This window comes from Flavobacterium ginsenosidimutans, assembly GCF_037478105.1.
Lineage (GTDB): Bacteria > Bacteroidota > Bacteroidia > Flavobacteriales > Flavobacteriaceae > Flavobacterium > Flavobacterium ginsenosidimutans.
Window position 1 is genome coordinate 4953604 of sequence record NZ_CP147988.1, and the last position, 26133, is coordinate 4979736.

Annotated in this window: 21 protein-coding genes; 15 read left to right on the forward strand and 6 right to left on the reverse strand. The window is 34.5% G+C overall.

Annotation, left to right across the window (positions count from 1 at the left end):
• Positions 1-29: 29 nt before the first annotated feature.
• Positions 30-737, reverse strand: a complete 708-nt coding sequence (locus V6624_RS21215) for a class I SAM-dependent methyltransferase (protein WP_338840078.1) — start codon at positions 735-737, stop codon at positions 30-32.
• 304 nt (positions 738-1041) lie between these two features.
• Here V6624_RS21215 and V6624_RS21220 point away from each other — a divergent pair, with 304 nt between their 5' ends.
• Positions 1042-1923 carry a LysR family transcriptional regulator gene (locus V6624_RS21220; protein ID WP_111285346.1) on the forward strand — a complete coding sequence of 294 codons (882 nt, stop codon included), beginning with the start codon at positions 1042-1044 and terminating at the stop codon, positions 1921-1923.
• A 314-nt stretch (positions 1924-2237) separates the two neighbouring features.
• A complete protein-coding gene (locus tag V6624_RS21225) occupies positions 2238-3521 on the forward strand; it encodes a DUF2130 domain-containing protein (RefSeq protein WP_111285348.1) in 1284 nt (427 codons plus the stop codon).
• Positions 3522-3689: 168 nt separating this feature from the next.
• Here V6624_RS21225 and V6624_RS21230 read toward each other — a convergent pair whose 3' ends face one another.
• Positions 3690-4121, reverse strand: a complete 432-nt coding sequence (locus tag V6624_RS21230) for an META domain-containing protein (protein WP_111285350.1) — start codon at positions 4119-4121, stop codon at positions 3690-3692.
• 104 nt (positions 4122-4225) lie between these two features.
• Positions 4226-4999 (reverse strand): META domain-containing protein, encoded by a 774-nt coding sequence (locus V6624_RS21235; RefSeq protein WP_111285352.1) that lies wholly within the window; start codon positions 4997-4999, stop codon positions 4226-4228.
• 269 nt (positions 5000-5268) lie between these two features.
• Here V6624_RS21235 and nirB point away from each other — a divergent pair, with 269 nt between their 5' ends.
• The 10 genes from nirB to V6624_RS21285 all read left to right on the forward strand — a co-directional run bounded on the left by nirB (position 5269) and on the right by V6624_RS21285 (position 17202).
• Positions 5269-7782, forward strand: coding sequence for a nitrite reductase large subunit NirB (gene nirB, locus V6624_RS21240; protein ID WP_111285354.1), 2514 nt, complete (start codon positions 5269-5271; stop codon positions 7780-7782).
• A gap of 240 nt (positions 7783-8022) precedes the next feature.
• Positions 8023-8400 carry a nitrite reductase small subunit NirD gene (gene nirD / locus V6624_RS21245; protein WP_111285356.1) on the forward strand — a complete coding sequence of 126 codons (378 nt, stop codon included), beginning with the start codon at positions 8023-8025 and terminating at the stop codon, positions 8398-8400.
• 147 nt (positions 8401-8547) lie between these two features.
• Positions 8548-9132 carry a DUF4202 domain-containing protein gene (locus V6624_RS21250; RefSeq protein ID WP_111285358.1) on the forward strand — a complete coding sequence of 195 codons (585 nt, stop codon included), beginning with the start codon at positions 8548-8550 and terminating at the stop codon, positions 9130-9132.
• Positions 9133-9139: 7 nt separating this feature from the next.
• Positions 9140-10951 carry an ATP-binding protein gene (locus V6624_RS21255; RefSeq protein WP_111285360.1) on the forward strand — a complete coding sequence of 604 codons (1812 nt, stop codon included), beginning with the start codon at positions 9140-9142 and terminating at the stop codon, positions 10949-10951.
• A 689-nt stretch (positions 10952-11640) separates the two neighbouring features.
• Positions 11641-12300 (forward strand): response regulator transcription factor, encoded by a 660-nt coding sequence (locus V6624_RS21260; protein WP_111285362.1) that lies wholly within the window; start codon positions 11641-11643, stop codon positions 12298-12300.
• Positions 12301-12398: 98 nt separating this feature from the next.
• Complete coding sequence (locus tag V6624_RS21265) at positions 12399-13883, forward strand: MFS transporter (RefSeq protein WP_338840079.1); 1485 nt, start codon at positions 12399-12401, stop codon at positions 13881-13883.
• A gap of 95 nt (positions 13884-13978) precedes the next feature.
• A complete protein-coding gene (locus tag V6624_RS21270; RefSeq protein WP_338840080.1) occupies positions 13979-15241 on the forward strand; it encodes an alginate export family protein in 1263 nt (420 codons plus the stop codon).
• Between the two features lie 137 nt (positions 15242-15378).
• Complete coding sequence (locus tag V6624_RS21275; protein ID WP_111285368.1) at positions 15379-15744, forward strand: hypothetical protein; 366 nt, start codon at positions 15379-15381, stop codon at positions 15742-15744.
• 120 nt (positions 15745-15864) lie between these two features.
• Positions 15865-16578, forward strand: coding sequence for an endonuclease/exonuclease/phosphatase family protein (locus V6624_RS21280; RefSeq protein WP_338840081.1), 714 nt, complete (start codon positions 15865-15867; stop codon positions 16576-16578).
• A 3-nt stretch (positions 16579-16581) separates the two neighbouring features.
• Positions 16582-17202 carry a class I SAM-dependent methyltransferase gene (locus V6624_RS21285; RefSeq protein WP_338840082.1) on the forward strand — a complete coding sequence of 207 codons (621 nt, stop codon included), beginning with the start codon at positions 16582-16584 and terminating at the stop codon, positions 17200-17202.
• 114 nt (positions 17203-17316) lie between these two features.
• Here the strand turns inward: V6624_RS21285 and V6624_RS21290 are convergent, their stop codons facing one another.
• Complete coding sequence (locus tag V6624_RS21290) at positions 17317-18021, reverse strand: Crp/Fnr family transcriptional regulator (RefSeq protein ID WP_338840083.1); 705 nt, start codon at positions 18019-18021, stop codon at positions 17317-17319.
• A 177-nt stretch (positions 18022-18198) separates the two neighbouring features.
• On the opposite strand from V6624_RS21290, the gene V6624_RS21295 reads away from it, so the two are divergent.
• The 3 genes from V6624_RS21295 to V6624_RS21305 all read left to right on the forward strand — a co-directional run bounded on the left by V6624_RS21295 (position 18199) and on the right by V6624_RS21305 (position 23997).
• Positions 18199-21714, forward strand: a complete 3516-nt coding sequence (locus V6624_RS21295) for a molybdopterin-dependent oxidoreductase (protein WP_338840084.1) — start codon at positions 18199-18201, stop codon at positions 21712-21714.
• Positions 21715-21807: 93 nt separating this feature from the next.
• Positions 21808-23238, forward strand: coding sequence for a rubredoxin (locus V6624_RS21300; RefSeq protein WP_338840085.1), 1431 nt, complete (start codon positions 21808-21810; stop codon positions 23236-23238).
• A 141-nt stretch (positions 23239-23379) separates the two neighbouring features.
• Entirely contained in the window at positions 23380-23997 is a 618-nt protein-coding gene (locus V6624_RS21305) for a hypothetical protein (RefSeq protein WP_274257844.1), read from the forward strand.
• Between the two features lie 221 nt (positions 23998-24218).
• On the opposite strand, the gene moaA is transcribed toward V6624_RS21305, so the two are convergent.
• Both moaA and moaCB read right to left on the reverse strand, forming a co-directional pair.
• The gene (moaA, locus tag V6624_RS21310; protein ID WP_338840086.1) at positions 24219-25226 is read right to left on the reverse strand and encodes a GTP 3',8-cyclase MoaA; all 1008 of its coding nucleotides are present in this window, start codon (positions 25224-25226) and stop codon (positions 24219-24221) included.
• Complete coding sequence (gene moaCB, locus V6624_RS21315) at positions 25213-26127, reverse strand: bifunctional molybdenum cofactor biosynthesis protein MoaC/MoaB (RefSeq protein ID WP_338840087.1); 915 nt, start codon at positions 26125-26127, stop codon at positions 25213-25215. Before moaCB ends, moaA begins: the two co-directional genes overlap by 14 nt.
• Positions 26128-26133: the final 6 nt, after the last annotated feature.

Consider the following 26133-nt stretch of genomic DNA (forward strand, 5'->3'; position numbering starts at 1 on the left):
CCAAAAACAAAAATCAAACGATTAAACTTTTATTTGATTCCTCCAAAAGCTCCAAAACACATGTTTTTATGTAAAATTTCAACTTTTGAAAAACCTACTTTTTTCATTAAATCCAATTGATAGTTCATTGATCTTGGAGAATCTTCTTTTTCAATATAATCCAAAACTTTCTGGCGGTACTCTGCTCCTCCTATTCCTTCCAAATATTCACCATAACGTTGCCAAGTATATTCATTCAGTAATTCGGTGTCTTGCGTGATTAAGTCCGAAATCATTAAACAGCCTCCTGGTTTCAATAATTTGAACAATTTTGCGAAAGTAGTTTCCCAATCGTTATCATCACGCAAATGATGCAAAACAGCACCTGCCAAAATAATATCAAAACTGTTTTCTTCTAAAACTACTTCTCGAATATCGCCTTGCTTAATTTCAACTTTTCCATTTGTTACTGCTGAAACTCTTTCAAAAGCACGATCCAACATTGGCAAACTCAAATCAACCAAAGTACAGTTTAAATCTGGCACTTTAGATAACATCATTAAAGTGTAGTTTCCAGCTCCACAGCCCACATCTAAAACGTTTTTAGCATTTGGAACAATTCGTTTTGAAGCTTCGGTAATTAATTCTAAAGAAATAGTAGCATCGATTGTTGCCACTTGTCCTGTTTCTAAGTTTGAAAATCGTTCGACATCATTGTCAAATCGCTCTTTGATTTCTTCAATAGTTGATTTTTTCATGGTCTTTTGTTTTTTTTAATCTCTCGCAGATCAAGCAGATTGAGCGAATCTTTTTGCTATTATATGATTGGGATATTATTATGATTAAGATGATTTATCTAAAATTAATAATCTGCTTTATCTGCTAAATCTGCGAGAGACCTATTTTGCTTTAAAAAGTTATATTTTTTTTGTTAAGAGTTATTCGTTACAACTTTCACTTTTAACGTTTCACTTCTAACATTTAACTTAAAACCAAAACTATCTCTTTCATAAATACTTTAAAAATACTATTTTTATCAATTAATAATACTTTAAAAGTATCATGGAATTACGTCACTTAAAATATTTTTTAGCGGTCGCCGAAGAACTGAATTTTACCAAAGCTTCAGAAAAACTCTTTATTTCTCAACCGCCATTAAGCCGACAAATAGCAGAACTGGAAGACGAACTTCAGGCAAAACTTTTTATCAGAAACAATAAAAAAGTAGAACTTACTGAAGCTGGAAAATATTTTAAAGAAGAAGTAACGGTGTTTTTTCAGAATCTAGAACGCATTTCTGCAAAAACAAAAAAGATTGCAGAGAATGTTTCGGGCGAATTTAGGATTGCTTATATCAGTTCGATTTATTCTTCTGTCATTTCAGATTTGATAAAACATCTGAAAGCGCGATTTCCTTATGTAAATTTCAAACTTTTCGAAATTTCAACCACCAAACAAATTGATGCTTTAGAACAAGGAAAAATCGAAATGGGAATTATCAGATCGCCCATTCAGTCGCCAAAAATAAAATCTCATTTATGGTTTAAGGATGGATTTTCATTGGTTTACAATAAAAACTCTTTTCAGATAAAATCAGAAAATGATATTTTAGAACTAAAAGATGAAACGTTTGTTTTTTTCAACAAAGATTACGCACCACATTATCATGAAGTTTTATTAGAACTTTGCGCTTTTTATGGCTTTACGCCGAAGATTATTCATGAAGCTAATAATATCAACTCAATCGTACAATTGGTCAAAAACGGATTAGGAATTTCGATTGTTCCATCGAATATTGCAAAGAACAATAAGGACTCAGAAATTGGTTTTATCGAATTGAAAAAGGTTAACCTATATACAAATGTATCTTTAATTACTTCAAAAGACGATCATTCTGAGATTACACAATCTGCTGTTGATTTTTTGTTGCTACAAAGGCGCTAAGACGCTAAGTTTTTTTAAGCAGAAAGAAGCGTATAGTTTGTCATCCTGACGAAGGAAGGATCACACAAGAAATTCCGCAAACAGAATCGCCAATCTTTGTCGAGTTACGTGTGTGATCCTTCCTTCGTCAGGATGACAAAAAATGAGAGAAAATCCTATTCAATCTTTAATCTGTAGAAAAAAACTTTGTGCCTTAGCGCCTTCGTGGCATATAAAAAAAATCGTTACAATTTAGTACAGTAATCCGTATCACAAAAAGAGAACTTTTAAATATCTTAGCAAATTAAAATTCTACAATAAAATTTCAATATAAAATGGCCGAGCAATCTTCAATTCAGTGTCCAAACTGCGGAACTCCTATCGATGTAAATGATGTCTTAAAACATCAGTTGGAAGACAGCATCCGTAAAGAATTCCAGCAAAAAGCAAATGTTCAAAACCGTGAATTAGAGCTTAAAAACGAACAATTGGATAAAGCCAAAGCCGAATTTGAAGCGAAGAAAAAACAGGAAAATGAACTTTTTGCCGAACGTTTGGAGCGCGAGAAAAAAACAGCCGAAAAAGAAATTTCAGAAAAACTAAAAGCAAAACTTGAAGAAGAAAACAAAGATCGTTTGCTTTTAATGGAAAAAGAACTCTCTGAAAAATCGGAAAAAATCAGGGAATTAAATAAAATGGAAGGTGAAATCGCAAAATTACAGCGTGAAAAACTGGAAATGAAAGAAGCGATTCAAGCCGAAGCCGAAAAGCAATTAAATGCACAATTGGCTTTGGAACGCGAAAAAATTAGAAAACAAGAAGACGATAAAAACGAATTAAAATTCAAAGAACTTCAGAAACAGCTTGAAGAACAAAAAAAGCTGACTGAAGAAATGAAACGCAAGCAAGAACAAGGCTCAATGCAATTGCAAGGCGAAGTAATGGAATTGGCGATTGAAGAATGGCTTGCCAACAACTTCCCTCTTGATAGCATTGATGAAATAAAGAAAGGTGCAAACGGGGCAGATTGTCTTCAAGTTGTAAACACAAGAGAACATCAAAATTGCGGCTCTATTTATTACGAAAGTAAAAGAACAAAAGCTTTCCAACCTTCGTGGATTGAGAAATTCAAAAACGATATTAGAACTAAAAGAGCCAATATTGGTGTTTTGGTAACCGAAGTAATGCCTTCGGGAATGGACCGAATGGGAATGCGCGACGGAATCTGGATTTGTACCTACGAAGAATTCAAAGGTTTAAGCGCTGTGTTGCGTCAATCTTTAATTCAGATCAATCAAGCGGTTCAGGCTCAGGAAAATAAAGGCGATAAAATGTCAATGCTATATGATTTCCTTACAAGCAACGAATTCCGTTTGCAGATTGAAGGTATTGTAGAAGGTTTCACTCAAATGCAGAGTGACTTAGATTCTGAAAAAAGAGCCATGCAGAGAATTTGGAAACAGCGCGAAAAACAAATCGAAAAAGTAGTTCACAATACTTTAGGAATGTACGGTTCAATTCGCGGTATAGCTGGAAATGCTGTTCAAAGCGTAAGAGCTTTGGAGCTAGATTTTATTGAAGAAGAATCAGAAAATGAAGACCCAAAGGAATTAGAATAAATCAGCGCAATTTTGTCATTCCGAGGAACAAGGAATCTCCACAAGTAGCTCCGTACTGAAAGATATAAAATCTTTGTCGAGTTTCTTACGGAGATTCCTTGTTCCTCGGAATGACAAACAAAACATAAAAAAAGGCTTCGAAATCAATCGAAGCCTTTCATTTTTTAATTAACCCTTTTTGAAAGACATTGTAAGTCCAAATTGGTTTGAAAGGAAAAGTTTATTATCCTTAATAGAATAACCTGATGTTGTTTTTAACAACTGCGTGAACTCACCTTCTTTTTTTGCATCACACTTTTTAGTTTCTGTTGTGAAATTTGAAAATTGAATTTTCCCCTCACCTTTTGAAACTAAATTGCCCTTTACAGCATTACATCCAGTCGAACCAGAAAATGCAGATGGCGTAATTACAATTTTTGGAGAACTTGAAAAATCTTTATCAGTAATAACTTTTCCGTTTAAGTTTTCCAAAATCCAAGTTTGCTGTAATTTCTTTTCAACTAAGTCTTGACTAGCAGAAGTTGTTGCTTTTGTTTCTTTAGTCGATTTACAACTGCAAACTAACACCATTGCAATTAATAACATTAAAATCCTTTTCATGTAAAATAAATATTATAAGTTTTATTTTACAAAAATATTTTAGCGCTAAAATAAAGAAGAGCCGTATAAGCTTTTTTTTAGATACAATACGACATTTTAAAACTCTAATCTACCTTCTTAAAAACAGCCAGTTTAGCAGAAGGATTCGACAAAGTCAATTGATTATTTCCAATAGAATAAGCTGTTGTGCTTTGCAAAGCTTTTAAAAACTCGCTTTCTTTATTTCCTTGTGGGCAAGCCATTAAAGTTGAAACTACTTTGGTAAAACGTAAAAGATCCTTTTCAAAAAAGATTTGTCCTGTTATCGAATTACAGCCTCCAAAACCTGAAAACCTATTTTCTGTTGAATTAATTTCGAGTCTCGGAAATTCCTTTTGAAAATCGGTTGCAAAAACTTTATAGCCATTTAATTCCTCCAAAACCCAAATATCGTGAAGTCGATAATCGGTAAGATATTTTCCACATCCGCTTAATTTCTTCGTTTCTAATTCTGAATTATTTCTGATTTCGACTTTTACGCTATAAGGCGAAATAGCGCCAGACATAGAATCTTGACAATCTAACTGCTGAATTGTAATTGTTGCCGAAGTATTTTCATTACTTACTTGATACATTTTTACATTGGCATCCATTGCTCTAATTGCGTCAACAGCTGGAAAAGTGATTTTTTCCTTTCCAGGAATTAATGACGTAAAAACGATTTCCTCATTTCCCATTTTGATTCCCCAAAACGGCTCGTTTCCTGTTGCTTTAAAATAATATTTTAAATCTTCCTCTGTAGAACTCGTCGAAATATTTCCATCAGATCCTTTACTTGCCGTTGTCTTACAGCCTATAATTAAAATTGATAACAATAATATTGAAAGTATTTTTTTCATGAGATCACAGTTTAAAAAGTGCTTCTTTTCCAAAACACCTATAAAATTCTTATGAATTTACGACATTTTTTTGAAACGCTTATTTAGAATCCTTTCAAATTTAAAAAAACTAAGTAACGAAAAAATCATTCAAAACCCGCACTACGTAAAAGATTACGACAAAATACGTAGTCATAAAAACATATCTAGTACTTAAAAAATAATTTATTTACGTATTTTTATAAGTATAAATACTTATATTTGCGTAGTAATACTTAATTAAAGAAATCATGATTAGAGTAATAGTAGTTGGAAACGGCATGGTTGGTTATAAATTTTGCGAAAAGTTTGTTGCAAAATCAGGACAAGAAAAGTATCAAATCACAGTATTTGGAGAAGAACCAAGACGCGCCTACGATCGCGTTCATTTAAGTGAGTACTTTGGAGGAAAAACAGCTGATGACTTATCGCTTTCAACAAGCCAATGGTACGCTGAAAACAATATTATTCTAAACACATCTGAACTAATTACAGATATTAATCGTGATGTAAAAACAATACATACGCATTTAGGCAAAACACATACGTACGACTACTTAGTTTTAGCAACAGGTTCTTCGGCTTTTGTTCCGCCAATTGAAGGTGTCGAAAAAGAAGGTGTTTTTGTATACAGAACTATCGAAGATCTTGACGCTATTATGGCCTACGCCAAAAAAATAAAACAAAAAGGCGCAACCGAAGCAGCTGTTTTAGGTGGCGGTTTATTAGGACTTGAAGCTGCAAAAGCAGTTCGTGATTTAGGATTGAATCCGCATGTAGTGGAATTTGCTCCGCGTTTGATGCCAAGACAATTAGATCAAGGCGCAAGTGATATGCTTCAATCAAAAATCGAAGAATTAAACATTGGAATTCATCTTAACAAAGCAACGCAATATATTGACGGAAAGGAAAGTATAACAGGAATGATGTTTGCAAACGACGAATTGTTAAAAGTAGACATGTTGGTTATATCTGCTGGAATTAAACCTCGCGACGAACTTGCAAGAGTTTCTGAACTTGAAGTTGGCGTAAGAGGCGGAATTGTGGTAAACAATCAAATGCGAACATCAGACCCTTCTATTTTTGCGATTGGTGAAGTAGCCCTTTACAACCATAACATTTACGGACTTGTTGCTCCAGGTTACGAAATGGCCGATGTAGCTGCTGAGCAAATCTTAAATGGTGATAAAACCATGAGAGAAACCATCGATATGTCAACACAATTGAAATTAATTGGTGTTGAAGTTGCGAGTTTTGGTGATCCTTTTGTTGAAAACAATGACGTTACAGCTATTATTTATGAAAATAAATTAAGCGGTGTTTATAAAAGAATCAACGTTACTAAAGATTCAAAAAAGCTTTTAGGTGGAATTTTAGTCGGAGATTCAAGCGATTACAATTCTCTTTTTCAGATTTATATTAACGAAATGGCATTACCTAAAAATCCAGAAGATTTGATTTTAGGTTCTCGCGATGGTTCTGAAGGTTCTTCTTTGGGAAGTGCAATGGATTTGCCGGATACAGCTGTAATCTGTTCTTGCGAAAACGTAACGAAAGGTTCTATTTGCTGTAAAATTCTAGACGAATCTTGTGCTACACTTTCAGATGTTGTCAAAGCAACAAAAGCAACTTCTGGCTGTGGAGGCTGTAAACCAATGGTTTCTGATTTGGTAAAAGCGACTCAAAAATCTTTAGGAAAAGAAGTAAAAGAAGTTATTTGCGAGCATTTTAGCTACACACGTCAGGAATTATTCGATTTGGTAAAAATCAACAAATACGAGAATTTCTACGACGTTTTAGACCATCACGGAAAAGGCGACGGATGCGAAGTCTGCAAACCAGTTGTCGCTTCTATCTTTTCTAGTATTTATAATGATACGGCAAATAAACACGTTACTACTCAAGATACAAACGATAGATTTTTAGCCAATATTCAAAGAAACGGAACGTATTCTGTTGTTCCAAGAGTTGCAGGAGGCGAAATTACAGCCGAAAAACTAATCGTGATTGGAGAAGTAGCTAAACAATTTGATTTGTACACTAAAATTACGGGAGCGCAAAGAGTCGACTTATTTGGAGCGCATTTAAGTGATTTGCCAAAAATCTGGAAAATCTTAATTGATAATGGCTTTGAAAGCGGTCACGCCTACGGAAAATCGCTTCGAGCCGTAAAAAGCTGTGTTGGAAATGCGTGGTGCCGTTATGGAATGGACGATAGCGCCGGATTTGCAATAGAATTAGAAAACAGATATAAAGGGATCCGTTCTCCGCATAAACTAAAAGGTGGTGTTTCAGCTTGCATCCGCGAATGCGCCGAAGCCCGCGGAAAAGATTTCGGATTAATCGCTGTTGAAGGCGGATGGAATCTTTACATCGCAGGAAATGGAGGCGCAAATCCAAAACACGCGGTTTTACTAGCCGAAAAAATCGATAAAGAAACGGTTATAAAATACATGGACAGATTCTTAATGTATTATATCCGCACTGCCGGTCCGCTAATTAGAACTTCAACTTGGTTAGAAAAATTAGACGGTGGCTTAGAATATTTGAAACAAGTAATTATCGAAGACAGCTTAGGAATCTGCGAAACACTTGAAGCCGAAATGCAAACGTTGGTAAATACTTTCGAATGCGAATGGAAACAAGTTCTAGAAAAACCAAGATTATTGAAACGTTTCAATCATTTTGTGAACTCAGACGAGAAAGATGACAACATTGCTTTTGTGCCATTAAGAGATCAAAAAATGCCAAAAGCGTGGACTTAAAAAAATATCTTGCCGCAAAGACTCAAAGTCACGAAGTCAAATTATAAAAACTTAAAGAAAAAACTTAAAGAAAAAACTTTGCGCCTTTGCGACTTCGCGGCAGAACACCAAAAGCTCCAAAAAAAGAAAAAAAATCATTTAACGTTTGCTGTCCTTCTTACCCTCTTTTTTACTGCGCCATCAAATCTCTCTTGATTGTAAAAAGAGGGCTAAGAAACAGGAACCAAAAACTCAATCAAAATGGAAGAAATCTTAAATCAATACGAAACAGTTCACGCAAGCGACGCAACAATTTGGTTCAAAGCTGGTAAAGTAGAAGATTTTCCCACCAACCGAGGCGGTTGCATCAAATACAAAAACAAACAAATTGCGATTTTTAATTTTACGCGTCGCAACGAATGGTATGCTTGCCAAAATGCTTGTCCCCACAAAATGGAAATGGTGCTTTCAAGAGGAATGACGGGATCTGCAGATGATATTCCTAAAATCGCTTGTCCAATGCATAAAAAAACCTTTTCACTTATTGATGGTTCTAATTTAAACGGCGAAGAATATAGCATTGCAACTTACCCAGTTAAGATTGTTGAAGATGAAGTTTTTGTGGGATTTGTAGATTAGAAAAATTGTGAGATGTTAAAAGTAAGATGTTAAATGAATTTTAGTACTGAAAGGTCTATTCTCATTTTTCGCTTTTTACTACTCACATTTCACATTTCACGTATTTACTAATTCCGTATCTTTGAAATTCTATTATCAAACCAAAAAATGACTACACCTTTTCAAAAAGCAAGCGAATGGATTGATGCTGAAAACGCTCAGGATCCTAACATCGAATTAGACCAAAACACCGAATATCCAAAAGAATTATTGTATTCAAACAGGATGTACGAAAAACTGATGCAGTTTGAACCAAACGCTTCAGAAGAAGTTCAAATCGCTTCAAAAGCCCAACATATCTGCCGTTGGAAAGTCGCTCGCGAATCGTATCCAATGGATCGTGTTGGTTATTTGAAATGGAGAGAAGAATTGAAAAAATTCCACGCAAAAACTACCGCAGGTATATTAGAAAAAGCTGGATACGATCAAACTTTCATCGATCGCGTTTCATTTTTAATCGAGAAAAAACTACTTAAAAAAGACGCTGAAACTCAATTACTAGAAGATGTAATTTGTTTGGTATTTTTAGATTATTACTTAGAACCTTTCGTTCACAAACATGATGAAGAAAAGCTGAAAAACATCATCAAGAAAACTTGGGATAAAATGTCGGACAAAGGACATCAGGAAGCTTTAAAAATCAATTATTCTGAAGAAAACTTAAACCTAATAAAAGCTTCTTTAGGATTGTAAAAAAGATATGAAGAAAAGCAATCACGAAGCTGCAGAAAAAATTACTTTCAAAAATTTACGCCGTCTGTATTTTTTTGCGCTTCTTACTATTGCCTTAACTATAATTGTTAGTCAGTTTTTAGTTCAATACAATCTGAATCAGCAATTAAGCGATTCTAAAATCATTAATTTCTCTGGAAAGCAAAGAATGCTGAGTCAGAAAATTGTCAAAGAAGTTCTGATTTTACATTATGTTTCTGATTCGGCTACAGCCAAAAAAACTTCGCATTTAAAAGAAGTTCTAGAACTTTGGAAGAAAAATCAAAATGCACTTGAAAACGGAAGTGACAGCTTGGCTTTTCCAAAAGAAAAATCAGAAACACTTTCTAAATTATACCTTGAAATCAATCCGATTTTCAATAAAATTGCACAAACTACAGATTCTTTTTTGTTGAATTTACAGCAGAAAAAATCGGCTTCTGAGAATCAAAAACTGGTTCAGATTATTTTGGAAAATGAAGGGATTTTCCTTTCGAAAATGAATCAGATTGTAACCCAATACGATCTTGAAGCACACGAAAAAGTAACCGAACAACGCAAAATCGAATATTGGATTTTTGGTTTTACATTGCTCGTTCTGCTTTTAGAATTCTTCTTCATTTTCAAACCAACAAACAAAAAAATCGAAAGGTTAATTGCCCAGCTTTTATCTTCTGAAAAGAAAGCTTTAAAACTCGCATACGACACCGAAATTATCAGTGAAATCAAAGAAAATTCAGTAAAAGAATTGAAATCGCTTAATTATGCGATGGAAAACACTTTATTGTACTGCCGAATTTCGCCAGATGGTTCGATCATTCATATTGGAGAAAAATTCGCCAAACTTTTAAATTACACCAAATTTTCATCAAACAAAAAATTCTCTGAAGTCTTGACTGAAGACGAAAAAGAAAAAGTAAATTTTGACCGTCTAATTTTTGAAAAACAGCGTAGCGGCTGGCAAGGCGAAATCAAAATTATAAATAAAGACGAAAAAGAAATCTGGCTCGATTTGTCGATGGTTCCCGTAATGATCAAAAAAGACGAACTGGAACTTTTGATCGTTTGTTTCAACATCACCGAACGCAAAAAAGCGCAACGCGAAGTTGAACGTTTGAACCTTGAAAATACAACTGAAAAAATCAATCAGCAAAAGATTATTTCGAGCAAAATTGTCGAAAATCAGGAAAACGAACAAAACCGAATCGCAAAAGAAATTCATGACGGAATCGGACAAATGCTTACGGGTTTAAAATTCAGTTTAGAAAGCATCAATCTCGATGACCGCGAAAAATCAGAACAAAAAATTGAGTATTTAAAGAAACTTTCTTTAGACATTATAAAAGGTGTCCGCACAGCCACTTTCAACTTAATGCCACCAGAATTAAGCGATCACGGAATCGTTTCGTCACTTTCAAAACTCACTCAGGAACTTTCGAAATTAACTGGAAAAGAAATCCTGTTTTACAACAAAACCGATTTTGACCAACGTTTAGATTCGTTAATCGAAATCAACATTTATCGCCTTACGCAAGAAGCGATCAACAACGCCATTAAATATGCTGAATCGTCACATATTATTGTACAGCTTTCGCACAGCGAAACACTTCTAAGCATTATTGTTGACGATAACGGAAAAGGTTTCGACGTGAATTCAGTCGACAAAAAACGCAACAGCGAATCCGGGATGGGACTTTTATTCATGAAAGAAAGAATCCAATACATCAACGGACGCGTTTTCATGAACTCGATTCCAGGCGAAGGAACGAGGATTACGTTCAACATCCCGATTCTTAAGTAGAAATTCCAAATATTTAAATTCCAAACTCTTTGCGCGCATTCACTTTGTCAAAGTTTAAAACTTTGACAAAGTTGACAACAATATTGTCAGGCTGAGCGAAGTCGAAGCCCCGCAAAGTAAATCGACAAAATTATTATCTAATTATCTCATTTTCAAATTATGTAATTTATTTGGGCGAGCCAGTATTAGAAAAAGTGGGCAAACAAACTTTGTCTATATTCGCCCACTTTTCCTAATACTGTCGGACTATCCGCGCTACTTCGGTAGCTTGCTCCTATCCCTCTCGCGGGCAAACGGTTTTCAAAAGAAATTTTAATTTCATTTAGGATTTAAAGTAAAACAAATCAATTGCCTCCAGCTTTAGCTGGAGGTAAAGAAACAAGTAACAAAAAGGCTTTAGCCAAACTTACACATTTGGCTAAAGCCCCTAATTTTATCTACAAAAACCTCCAGCTTAACACAATCTTGTTAGGCTGAGCGAAGTCGAAGCCCCACGTAAGTAGTTCTGCAAAGATTGTCGATTTAGATTGCGTGGGCTTCGACTTCGCTCAGCCTGACAATTGTATAATTTAGAATTCCTAACATTAGAAATTTTAATATTGAAATTTACTTTTAAAAAAAGTACGTATATTAGCATCTTCTTTATAGATGAATATACGTAAAAATCTAGAATCTAAATTAAGTAAATTATGAGTAGTATCATTCGTGTAGTGCTGGCAGATGACCATGTTTTTGTTAGGGACGGAATCAAATCATTACTGGAAAACGAAGCAAACATCGAGGTTGTAGGAGAAGCAATTGATGGTGCAGATGCGCTTGAAGTCGTTGCATCAACAAAACCTGACTTACTTATAGTAGATATTCGTATGCCTAACTTAACAGGCATCGAGGTAGTAGAAAAACTTAGAAGCGAGAATAACAATGTAAAAATCATTATGCTTTCGATGCACGAATCGGAAGAATATGTATTGAAATCTATAAAAGCGGGAGCCGACGGTTATTTACTAAAAGGTTCAAGCAAAGAAGAATTCTTAAAAGCATTACATAATGTTTCTTCTGGCGGGAAATATTTCAGTGGTGATATTTCTTCTATTTTAATCAGTCAATTGACAAGTTCTTCAGCATCATTAGAACCTAAACAAACTTTAGGCGAAGAAATGATGATTACCAAAAGAGAAAAAGAAATACTTACACTTCTTTTATCTGGTAAAGGAAACAAAGAAATCGCTGAAGCCTTGGATATTAGTAAACGAACTGCCGAAGTACACCGTTTCAACTTAATGAAAAAGCTGAAAGTAAAAAACCTTATGGAACTTTCTAATAAAGCGGCCGAGTATTCTTTAATCTAAAAAAATACGTATAAATACGTAATTATTTTTGAAAAACTGCGTTTTAGCAGGTTTTAACTAAGTTGTAGTACTTACTTTTACAAAAAATAATAAGTACTATGAAAAATACAAACTCACTATCGCAATCACACAAAATTTTATTTTTGAACACATTAGCATTTACAGTGTGTTTTGCCTGCTGGACATTAAACGGGGTTTTAGTAACCTTTTTAGTTGATAATGGAATTTTCCATTGGGACGTTATTCAAGTCGGATGGCTTTTAGGTATTCCAATTTTAACTGGATCAATCATGCGTCTTCCAATCGGAATCTTGACGGATAAATTTGGCGGAAAATATGTTTTTTCACTTTTATTATTACTCTGTTCAATTCCGCTATTTCTCCTTCCCTACGCTGACAGTTTCGCCATGTTTGCTTTATTGAGCTTTTTATTTGGAATGGTCGGAACTAGTTTTGCTGTTGGAATTGGTTATACCTCAATCTGGTACCCAAAAGAATGGCAAGGTCGTGCTTTGGGAATCTTCGGAATGGGAAATGCCGGCGCAGCTATCACAACCTTTTTAGCCCCTTCATTACTAAACCATTTTTCAATTGATGATCCGCAAAATGGCTGGAAAATTCTTCCTGTTATTTACGCTATTTCATTGGTAGTAATTGGTGTTGCCTTTTTAATTTTCGCTCAAAACAAAAAATTAGAAAGCAATGGTAAAACCATTTCACAAATGCTTACCCCTTTAAAATCAGAAAGAGTTTGGCGTTTTGGAGCTTATTACTTCTTAGTTTTCGGATGTTTTGTAGCTTATTCTCAATGGTTACTGCCTAATTTCATGAACGTCTACCAAACAAGTTTAGTTATGGGAGGTTTATTTGCCACTATGTTTAGTTTACCTTCTGGTGTTATTAGAGCTTTTGGAGGTTATTTGTCTGATAAATTTGGAGCGAGAAAAGTAATGTATTGGGTTTTGAGTTCTTCAGTAATTTTAAGTGCTTTATTATCAATCCCAAAAATGGAAATTACAACTTCTGGCCCAGGAATCTTAGCTGCTAAAAAAGGTGTTGTAAACGAAATCAATGACAAAACCGTGAAAATTGGAGATAAAGAATATCCAATTACACAAAAAACTGCCAATACAAATGAAAACGCTATTTTTCCAACTTCTACAAGCTGGCAAGATGTTGTTGTTGCCAACAATCAAAGCGTGGCCAAAAAAGAATTGATCGCCAAAGGTGTTACGGTTATTAAGTTTGATGCCAATATGTGGGTGTTTCTGGTTTTAGTAATTCTAATCGGAATTTCTTGGGGAATTGGGAAAGCTGCGGTTTACAAACATATTCCAGAATACTTCCCAAATGAAGTTGGTGTTGTTGGCGGAATGGTCGGAATGATTGGCGGTTTAGGCGGATTCTTTGGACCAATTATCTTCGGATATTTATTAACTGCAACCGGAATCTGGTCAAGTTCATGGATTTTTATTTTAATCTTTTCAACTGTCTGCCTAGTTTGGATGCATTACACTATTACACAACTATCTAAGAAAAAAGAAGTTAAAGTAAGTAAAGCAAAATTAGAGTCTGCATATTAGACTTAGATTAAAAAAAAATTAGAAATATGACCGTGATCATATTATACGACGGCATTTTCTTATAAATTTACCTCCGATAAAAACACAAGAATTTTATGAAAAAACTTAAACTAATTTTATTACTTATCGTAGGATTAAGTTTCGAAATCCAAGCACAGGAATTAGATGTTAATCTTCAAATTAGACCACGTTTTGAATATCGTAACGGTTACAAAACCCTTCTTCCTGAAGGACAAAAAGGAACCTCGCAAATTTCTCAGCGTTCTCGTTTAAATATTAATTTCAAACAAGAAGATTTAATTGTGAAATTAACTTTTCAAAACACAAGAACATGGGGAGATGTTGCTCCAGCAACAACAAAAGATGCAAATGGAGTTGCTGTTTTTGAAGCTTGGGCACAATATAATTTCACTGAAAAATGGAGCGCAAGAATGGGGCGTCAAGTACTTTCTTATGATAATCAGCGTATTCTTGGTGAAATGGACTGGGCACAGCAAGGTCAAAGCCATGATGCGTTAACGGTTTCTTTCCATGACGAGACTCAAAAATTAGATTTTGGAGGCGCTTATAATTCAACTGCCGAAAATGTAATTCAGACTCCTTATACAGTTGCAAATTACAAAGCTTTACAATACGCTTGGTATCATAATCAATTCAACGAAAATTTAGGCGCAAGCTTTTTATTACTGAATACAGGCTATGAATACGCTAACGCAGACGCGAAATTATTAGTGGATTACAAACAGACTTTTGGCCCATATTTAACTTATAAAACAAGTAAAATAGACAGTAATTTTTGGGTGTACGGACAAACAGGAAAAAGCACAGACTTAAAAGTAAGCGCATGGAATGCCGCAGCAAATTTCGGATATCAAATAACGGAAGCTTTTAAAGCTGGCTTAGGTTATGAATTTTTATCTGGAAAAGCTTCAAATGATGGAAGTACAGTAATCAAATCGTTCAACCCTATTTTTGGAACCAACCACGGATTCAACGGTTACATGGATTATTTTTATGTTGGAAATCACTTAAACAATGTTGGTTTGCAAGACGCTTTCTTAAAATTGAATTACAATGTAAACAAATGGCAATTTGCTTTGATTCCGCACGTATTCTTATCTGCTGCTGATGTAGTGAATGTTCCTCTTAACGAAAAAATGGATTCTTATTTAGGAACTGAGGTTGATGCAACTTTTGGATACAATTTCAAAAAAGACATTACAGTAACAGGAGGTTACTCTCAAATGTTTGGTTCTAGCACTTTAGAATTTATTAAAAACGGAGACGCAAACCATACCAACAATTGGGCTTGGTTAATGATTTCTGTGAATCCTAGAATTTTTAGCTGGAAAAAATAATTTTTCTTCAAAATTAACTTATAAATTTTACCCTTTTCCTATTTCGGAAAAGGGTATTTTTTTTGTTATATAAAAATGCTTTATAATGAATTAATTATCTATATTTGAATCGATTAAGAACCCCAAATTCTATCCTAATGAAACCATTTCTAAAATTATCTATGTTAACCTTTTTGGTTACCCAAACTGGTATTGCCCAAAAATTTAATGATGCCTTGATTTCAAAAGGCTCAGAAATAAATTTTGCTAAAACGCAAAAAAGAGGCATTAAGAAAAACAACATTGTTTACTATGTTGAAAATGATTTACAAACAATATCTGCCTACAAAAGGAAGAAATTGAAATGGCAAACCAATGTCATTTCTGTTTGTGGAAAACCAAAAAATGGAAATCCTGAAATAAGATATATTGGATATAATACAGACAAACTTCTTATCGTGATGGGAAAACATCATTTTGCAGAAATTGATGTTGATAGTGGCTTAACAAGACTTGTTGGTTAATCTCATAAAACATTATTTAAAATATATTTGACTTACCCTTTTTCAGTTTTGGAAAAGGGTATTTTTTTGAGTTTTATTTGGGTATATTTGGATTAAATTTTAAATCTAATTATATTTAAAATGAAGCTAATCGCTTGGAATTGCAATATGGCCTTCAGGAAAAAAGCTCAATATATTCAAGCTTTCAATCCTGATATTGCTGTAATTTCTGAGTGTGAAAATCCTGAAAAATTAAAATTTTCAGATGACACAAAATTACCTTCAGATATTCTTTGGTACGGCGCGAATCTGAATAAAGGAATTGGCGTTTTCTCGTTTGGAGATTATAAATTTCAGTTATTAGAATGTCATAATCAGGCTTTCAAAAATATTCTTCCAATCGCCGTAACAGGCGGAAAAATTGACTTTACATTGTTTGCTATTTGGGCAAATAATCCAACAGATAAAGATGGTGCTTATGTTACTCAAATTTGGAAAGCGATTAATTACTACGAAGATTTAATCAAAGAAACTAAAACCATTTTAATTGGAGATTTTAACAGCAATGCCATTTGGGACAAACCACGAAGAGAAGGAAATCATACAACAGTAGTAAATAAATTGGCTGAAAAGAATATTTTCAGCACGTATCATAAATACTTCAATCAAATTCAAGGCAAAGAAGAGCATCCGACTTGGTATCTCTATCGTCATGAAAACAAACCCTATCATCTTGATTATTGTTTTGCTTCAAATGATTTTATAGAAGTTTTAGAAAGCGTTGAAGTTGGAAGTTACAAAGATTGGACTTTATACAGTGACCACAAACCTTTAATCATTAAATTCAATATATAAACCATGAACAACTGGACTCAGCGTTGGGACGACCGTTATAAAACCGAAGAATTCGCATACGGCGAAGAACCCAACAATTACCTTAAAGAACAAATTGAAAAACTAAAAACTGGGACGATTCTTTTTCCTGCCGAAGGCGAAGGAAGAAATGCCATTTTCGCAGCAAAATTAGGCTGGGAAGTTTCCGCTTTTGATATTAGTGAAGAAGGCAGAAATAAAGCTTTAAAACTTGCAGAAGCAAATCACGTTTCAATTGATTATCAGGTTGGAGAATTGGAAACTTTAGATTTTCAAGAAGAACAGTTTGATGCGATTGCTCTGATTTATGCACATTTTCCAGCTGCGATAAAATCTGAAATACACAAACAGCTGAATCAACTTTTACGAAAAGATGGCTTTATTATTTTTGAAGCTTTCAGTAAAAAACATTTAGAATACGTTACCAAAAATGAAAAAGTTGGCGGACCAAAAGACATCGAATCTCTTTTTTCAATAGAAGAAATAAAAGCTGATTTTCCAAATTATGAAATCATTGAATTAGAAGAAAAAGAAATCGAACTAAACGAAGGTTTATTTCACAACGGAACTGGTTCTGTAATTCGATTTATTGGCAGAAAAAAATAAATTATATTCGACGTAGAGACGCATGCGATAAAGACGCACAGCAGTGCGTCTCTACAAAAAAAATCAAAATTTTTACATCAACACCAAACCTTAGAATCTTAGCAACTAAGAACCTTAAAAATACTTATGCTCCATAATTTCAGATCTTAATTCTGAAACTTCTAAAATCCCAACACGTTTCCCTTCCGTTTTAATCAACGATTCTTTTTTAAGACTTGATAAAATACGAATCGCCTGTTCTTCTGTAGTTCCTGCAAAATCAGCAATTTCTTTCCGTGAAAGCTCAATATCAATCAGACCATTCGTTTGTCCAAATTTGCGATGAATATAAAGCAACAAATCAATTACACGTTCACGAACATTCATGTGTGCAATCTTGCGAATATTATTCTCGCTTTTGTTCAATTCTTCGGCATAAAACAACATTAAAGCATACGTAAATTCAGGAACGTGCTGTAAAATTTCCTGCATGGTTTCGTTGCTAAAATTACACAAGACAGTATCTTCTAGCGCATAAGCACCAATCAAATAACGTTTGCTCGTTCCAAATCCACGGAAACCAATAATATCTCCGTTTGTGGTTAAACGAACGATTTGTTCACGGCCGTTAATTCCTGTTTTTACCGTTTTGGCTTTTCCCTTGCAAATAAAATAGAGCCCTTGCAAAGGCGCACCTTCCGTAATAAACTGATCCGATTTTTTACAGATTATATTCTGTTTTTTAGAAATATAATTCGTCATCTGCTCTAAATGCAGGTGTTTCTTGATAAAACAATTCTCATTTGTACAGGAATAACATACAGCTTGCTCTTCTTTCATGAGTTCTAATTTTTAGCAGATTAAAAACTAATTTGTTGTTCCTCATTTATTTTCATCAAAAATAAAAAAATAAATCCAAAAATTAAGTATTAATACGTAAAAAGTACTTATTTTTGCATAAGTACTTATCTAAAGTCAGAACATTCAATAAAAGTAGTATCTCTAAATAGAACTCCAATGCAAACTACGAAGATCAAAACTACCTGTTCCTACTGCGGCGTTGGCTGTGGCATAATCGTGACCAACGATCCCAAAAATGGTGTAATGGTCGAAGGCGATAAAGATCATCCTGTAAACAAAGGAATGCTGTGTTCTAAAGGAATGAACCTACATTACGTAGTAAATGATACTTCAGACAGAATTTTATATCCAGAAATGCGCGGAAGCAAAAATTATCCATTAGAACGCGTTAGTTGGGATACGGCTCTTGACCGCGCCGCTGCTGTTTTTTCTTCTATCATAAAAAAACATGGACCAGATAGCGTTGGATTTTATATTTCTGGACAATGTCTAACCGAGGAATATTACTTAGTCAATAAACTTGTAAAAGGATTTCTGAAAACCAACAATATCGACACCAATTCCAGACTTTGTATGAGTTCTGCCGTTGTGGGGTATAAAAAAACTTTCGGAGAAGATTCTGTGCCAATTGCTTATGATGATATTGAATTGGCGGACACTTTTTTAATTACAGGCGCAAATCCTGCTTGGTGCCACCCCATTCTTTTCAGAAGATTAGAGAAACACAAAGAGAAAAATCCGAAAACAAAAATAATTTGTATCGATCCAAGACGAACAGATACTGCGGCTTTCGCCGATTTACATTTGCAGATTATTCCAGGTTCAGATATTATTTTGTATCATGCCATTGCCAGACGTATTATCGAAAAAGGTCACGTTGATCATGATTTCGTTAAAAATCACGCGGAAAATTTCAAACAATATAAAGACTTAGTTCTAGGAACTTCTCTAGAAAAAGCGTCTAAACTTTGCGGAATTTCTGTAAACGATATTAAACTTGCCGCCGATATTATCGGGAAAGCCAAAGGATTTATTTCGCTTTGGGCGATGGGATTAAATCAAAGTGCTGTTGGCGTTGATAAAAATACAGCATTGCTGAATTTATCTTTATTAACAGGACAAGTTGGAAAACCAGGTTCTGGACCTTTTTCATTAACGGGTCAGCCTAACGCTATGGGCGGACGCGAAGTTGGCGGAATGGCAACACTTTTGGCAGCGCATAAAGACATTGCCAATCCAACACATCGGAAAGAAGTTGCTGATTTTTGGGGCGTTGACGAAATTTCAGATAAACCAGGTTTAACGGCAACAGAAATGTTTGAAGCCTTAGAATCTGGAAAAATGAAAGCTGTTTGGATTATCTGCACCAATCCGTTAGTGAGTTTACCCGATTCTAGAAGAGCCGAAAAAGCGCTACAAAACGCAAAATTCGTAGTTGTTCAAGATATTTCGCATAATGCCGATACAGCTAAATTTGCCGATTTATTATTACCTGCTGCGGGTTGGTTAGAAAAAGAAGGAACCATGACCAATTCCGAGCGTCGTATTTCTTATTTACCAAAAGGGATAAATGCACCTGGAGAAGCACTTCCAGATATTGAAATCTTAATTCGCTTTGCGAAAAAAATGAATTTCAACGGATTCAATTTTAATAGTGCCGAAGAAATTTACAAAGAACATTGTGCGCTTACCAAAAACACTAATATTGATATTTCGTTCTTAAATTATAATCGTTTAAAAACTGAAGGTACTTTTCAGTGGCCAGTTCCTGATTATAATCACCCAGGAACTCCAAGATTATTTACAGATAAAAAATTCTATACGCCTTCTGGAAAAGCGATTTTTAATCTTCCCGTTTCTATCGAAAATACATCGGTTCAGCCAAATGACGAATTCCCTTTTATTTTAACCACGGGAAGAATTCGTGATCAATGGCATACGATGACAAAGACTGGAAAAGTATCTCGTTTGTTAACGCATATTCCAAGTCCAGTTTTAGAAATAAATCCGATTGATGCTTTTAAAAATGATATTAAAAATGGGGATATTGTTGTGGTTTCAAGTAAAAACGGAGAAGTTCGTGTAAAAGCAAAAGTGACTGATTCGATCAAAGAAAAAGTTGTTTTTTTGCCAATGCACTGGGGAAAACAGCTTGAAAATGATTTAAACAGAACGAATAATTTAACGAATACTGTTGTCGATCCAATTTCAAAAGAACCTGATTTTAAGTTCACAACCGTTTCGATTAAAAAATACGTAAAACCATTCCAGAAAATTGCCATTGTTGGCGCGGGTGCTGCTTCTTTCCGATTCATTCAAAACTATCGTGAATTCAATTCAACCGATGAAATTATTGTTTTTTCGAATGAAGTAAATCCGTTTTACAATCGTGTTTTACTTCCCGAATATATGACGGGAGAATTTACTTGGGAACAACTTTTAAAAGTTAAAGATGGCGAAGCTTTCAGTAAGTTGAAAATTACCATGAAAGCTGGAGTGGCAATTGAAAAATTAGATCCAAAACAAAAAACAATTGTTGACAGTCAAGGCGAAATTCACACTTTCGATTCGTTGATTATGGCAACAGGAAGCCGCCCTTTCGTTCCAGAAAATGCACAGCTTCATCTTCCTGGGCGTTTCACCGTTAGAAGAAAAGAAGATGCGGATCGTTTGAAAAAACACTTAGACAATACTAATCTTCCGCCAGAAGAACAGCACGTTGTCATTATCGGCGGTGGATTATTAGGTTTAGAATTGGCTGCAGCTTTAAAGCATAAAAAAGTAAAAACTACGATTGTTCAGCGTGCTTCTCGTTTGATGGAGCGTCAGTTAGACCGAATTTCAAGTAAATTATTGGCTGAAGAAGTACAGCTTCGTGATATTCAGATTTATTTTGATAATGAAGTCAGCACCGTTTTTGAAACCGATAATCCGAATGAAATCGAAATTGCTTTAAAAAGTGGAAAAATTATAATGGCAAATGCGATTGTGTATACAATTGGAACTATTCCGAATATCGAAATTGCTCGCGAAAGCGGTTTAGCCTGCGGACGCGGTGTAAAGGTAAATCAGTATTTACAGACTTCAAATCCTGATATTTTTGCCATTGGAGAAATAGCAGAATTCGATAACAAGTTATTCGGAATCACTTCTGCCGCTGAAGAACAAGCTGATATTCTGGCTAATTTCCTTGCGGGCGATATTAGCAGTTATTACAAAGGCTCGATTTTAATGAATATTCTAAAATTAGAAGACATTAATCTTTGCAGTATTGGCGATCTTACAATTCCAGAAAATGACGATTCATACGAAGAAATTGTTTTTACCGATTTGAAAAAACGCTATTACAAAAAGTGTATCGTAAAAGACGATCTTTTGGTTGGAGCCATTTTAATGGGCGATAAAAATGAGTTTGCCGAATTCAAAACGATGATCGAAAGCAAAATCGAATTATCAGACAAACGAAATACACTGTTGAGAGGAAGCTCAAACGCAAAACCAGTTTTAGGAAAATTGGTTTGTTCCTGCAGCCAAGTCGGAGCTGGAAACATTGAAGAAACGATTAAAAGCGGTGTAAGCGATTTTACTGATTTATGCAAAAACACAGGAGCAGGTTTAGGATGCGGAAGCTGCAAAACGGAGGTAAAGGAGATATTGGCGAAGTGTAAATAGTTTTCAGTCGCAGTCGCAGTTTTCAGTTTATGCTGTGACCGAAAACCGTGACCAAGACTGAGACTGAAAACTGAGACTGAAAACTGAAAAAAAATGGAACTAACAAGATTAATAGTAAAAGGAGGCGTTATTTCGCCAGGGGAACTTAGAGAAGTTGTAAATATCGCTTTGGAAGAAGGCTTGGATTCGATTTCGTTTGGTTCCAGACAGGATATTATTTTTCCGAAAGGATTTAAATCTTTGGACAAAACCACTTTAGGAAAACATCATTTTGTTTATCCCGATCAAAAAAGCGGCAACAATATTGTTTCTTCTTATGTTTCGACTGATATTTTCAGAAATACCAACTGGCTTACAGGAAACCGTTTTTTATATATTTTAGAAGAATTTAAAGAACAGCCAAAACTTAAAGTCAACATAACCGATCCGAAGCAACAATTGGTGCCTTTGTTTACAGGACATTTGAATTTTATTGCTTCAGAACATGAAGATTACTGGTATTTATACATTCGTCTTCCAAAATGGGAAAAAATGGAGGTTTATCCTGTTTTACTTTACAGCTGGGACTTGGCTAAAATTTATTACGAAATCGAAAAAATATCAGAAGAAGATTCAGTTGATATTGAAACACTTTTCGCTTTGGTAAGTGAAGCTTTAGATACCAATAATCGAACAATTGACAAACCATTAAATATCCCATTTTATCCATTTCCTTATTACGAAGGAATGAACCGAATGGGAATTGATCAATATTGGTTGGGATTGTATTGGAGAAATAATTTATACGATTTGGATTTTCTAAAAGAAATGTGTGATCTGTGTTTTGAATGTAAAATCGGAAAAATCTGCATTACGCCTTGGAAATCTTTCATAATCAAAGGAATCCCGAAAGACCGAAAACTGGAATGGGAAAAATTCTTAGGAAAACGAGGAATTAACGTTCGTCATTCGTTGTTAGAGTTAAATTGGCATTTACCCGTTGCAATGGAATGGGCTTTAAATCTTAAAACTTTCTTGGTTCGAACTTTAGATCAATTCGACATCAGTACTTACGGATTGAATTTCGGAATTTCAGAATACAATCGCGACGGACATTATTTTACTTCGATTGTTATCGAAAAAAATGAACTTCCGATAGCTTTAGAATCGATCAAAATCAGAGATACTTATAATGTATTGTTCGCCAAGAATTTCGACCCAAATACTCGCGAATATATCGTGCATTCACAAGATATTGATAAACTAGAACTTCCGACAATTTTAATTGAGTTAAGCCGAAAATATTTCGATGAACTCGGAAATTCAACTTCAGAGACAACTGAAAATTCTCAGAAAAAAGAAAAACCACAATTAGACATTTATCAATGCCAGGAATGTTTAACGCTTTATAATTCTGAATACGGAGATGAAACCCAAGGTGTTCCAAAAGGCATTTTATTTGAAAATCTACCCGAAAATTATTGCTGTTCTCTTTGCGAGGCACCAAAAAGCAATTTTAGAATTTTGGAAACGATTGAAAATTAATGAGTTCTAAAAAAGTGTCGCATTTTGTATTCAAAAATTGTGTATATTTAGCTTAACTAAGAATTTATCGTAAGGCTGCATACTTCAAAAGCTTTGAAACCACTTGGTTAACATCTATTTATTCAATAAAAAAATACAGTTATGATAAAAAGAACAACACAATCTTCTGCTGAAAAAGCTACTGATATTCCAGCAGAAACAGCTGTAGAAAGTACTACAGAAATACAACCAGAAACTAAAACAACAGTTAGAAGAACCACCAGAACAGCTGTAAAACCATCAGCTGCCAAGACTTCAACAACGAAAACAACGGCCACAAAAGCACCAACAGCTACTGTAAAACCTGCAGCAAAAACACCCGTAAGAGCTGCCTCCAAAACAACTCCTAGCGCAACTGTGAAAAAAGCAGCAACAGCACCTGCAAAAAAAGAACCTATAGTTTCTGAAATTGTAGAAATTAAAACCAATGATGCTGCGGAAAACAAACCTGTTGTTACTGTTGAAAAAATTGGCAAAGAGAAAAACGATATAAAATCTAAGCTGAAAGCTAAACTGAAAGCCAAAAAAGAGAAAGAAAAGAAAAGAGAAAAAGCGATTAAAGCTGTTATCAAAAAATTAGAAAAAGCTAAAAAAGCAAAACTAAAAGCAGCTGAAAAGAAAAAGGAAAAGGCTAAAAAAGAGAAAGCAAAAGCTAAAGCTAAGAAACTTGAAAAGAAAGCTAAAGCTCAAAAAAAGGCAAAAGCTAAAAAGAAAAAATAATATTCTGAGAAAAGTTTGACTTTGAAAAAGTTAAACCTTTTTTTATTCACAGTAGTAAGTCCTTGCGAAGAACGAAGCAACCGCACTAACAAAAGCAACGTTGCAAATAGTCGTGTGATTGCTTCGTTCCTCGCAATGACAAACTTTGTGTTATCACAAGAAGCTTAATTATTTATAAAGTAACTCATTCACAATTTACAATTTACCATTCACAATTAACATTACCCCCCAATCGCAATCATACTACGATTGTCAAAATGTTTTTTAGGATCGTCCATTTCATCCATCGTAACCATTCCTGCGCGTACTTTCTTTTTATTCTGAATCGATTTTGAAATCAAATCAGTAATGGATTCTCCATTTCTAAAAGCAGTTAATAAGTCAGTTTCTGAATTAGAGAAAAGGCAGTTTTTTATTTTTCCATCAGCCGTCAAGCGGATGCGGTTACAACTATCACAAAACGGATTTGTAATCGAACTTATGATTCCGAAATCGCCTTGAAATCCTTTTATTTTATAGTTTCTTGAAGTGAAGTTTTTTTCGTCTTCTAGTTTTTGAATATCATCCGAAGAAAATTGAGTTTCAACTAAAGATAAAATTTCTTGTTGCGAAACCATTTTGCTTCTGTCCCACTCATTTCCCGCAAACGGCATAAACTCGATGAAACGAACAGAAATAGGAAGAAACTGCGTTAGTTTTACAAAATCAACAATTTCATTATCATTAAAACCTTTCATCAAAACGACGTTTACTTTTACCTGAAAATCATTATTCAAAAGCAAATGCAAATTATCAATTACTTTCTCAAACTGATTTCTAAGCGTTATCGTATGAAATTTAGATGAAACTAAGGTATCTAAACTCAAATTGATTTTTTTGACATTAAATTGCTTTAAAACCTCAATATGACGATCAATTAAAATTCCGTTTGTGGTAATGGAAAGTGAAATATCTAAATGAGATAGTTTAGAAACTATTTCTGGAAAATCTTTTCTTAGCAAAGGTTCGCCACCAGTTAACCTGATTTTGTCAACACCATTTTTTACGAAAGTTTGAGCAATGGCAAAAATCTCATCAGCCGTCATTAAACTGCTTTTTGGAGAAAGCGCAATTCCTTCAGCCGGCATACAGTACGTACAACGCAAGTTGCATTTTTCCAGCAGCGAAATGCGCAAATAATTATGCTTGCGCCCAAAACCATCCGTTAAAACAGTGTTAGAGGCTGTCATGATTTTTTCCTTTTAAAATATGAAAAACGTGCATTACATGTGGAAAAACAGCGTCCATAGATTCTCTTACTCCGTTTGTTGAACCTGGCAAAGCCAAAACTAAACTTTTTCCTAATGTTCCTGCAACACTTCTAGAAAGCATCGCATACGGCATTCTTTGCTGACCGTAACTGCGAATGGCTTCTTCAATTCCTGGAATTCTGCTTTCCAATAATGGTTCTAAAGCTTCTGGCGTAACATCTCTTGGAGACAAACCTGTTCCGCCTGTAAAAATCACCAGCTGATTTTCTTTGGCGAAAGCCTTTGTTTTTTCCTGAATAATATCCAATTCGTCTGGAATGATTTCATAATGAGAAGTCTCGACTCCGTATGAATCTAATTTTTCTACAATAGTTTTTCCAGAACGATCTTCTTTATCGCCCGCAAAAATCGAATCGGAACAAACGAAAACTGCGGCTCTAATTGCATTCGGAAATTTATTTTTAAAAGACGATTTTCCGCCTTCTTTATTAATTAATTTGATTGTTGAAATCTCAATTTCTTTATCAATTGGTTTCAGCATATCGTACATTGTCAATGCTACAATTGATGCGCCGTGCATGGCTTCAACCTCAACTCCTGTTTTGTAAACGGTTTTCACTTTGAAAATAATATGAATATCCAAACCTTCAATATTATATTCAACAGAAGTAAATTCAATTGGAAGCGGATGACAATCTGGAATGGACAAATGCGTGTTTTTTACCGCAAACAGTCCAGCAGTTTTTGCCATTTCAAACACGTTTCCTTTTGGCACTAAATTATTGACAACTGCATCAATTGTTTCTTGTTTGCTAACCTTTACAATTGCGGTTGCTGTTGCGACTCTTAAAGTGCTTATTTTATGCGTAATATCTACCATTTTATT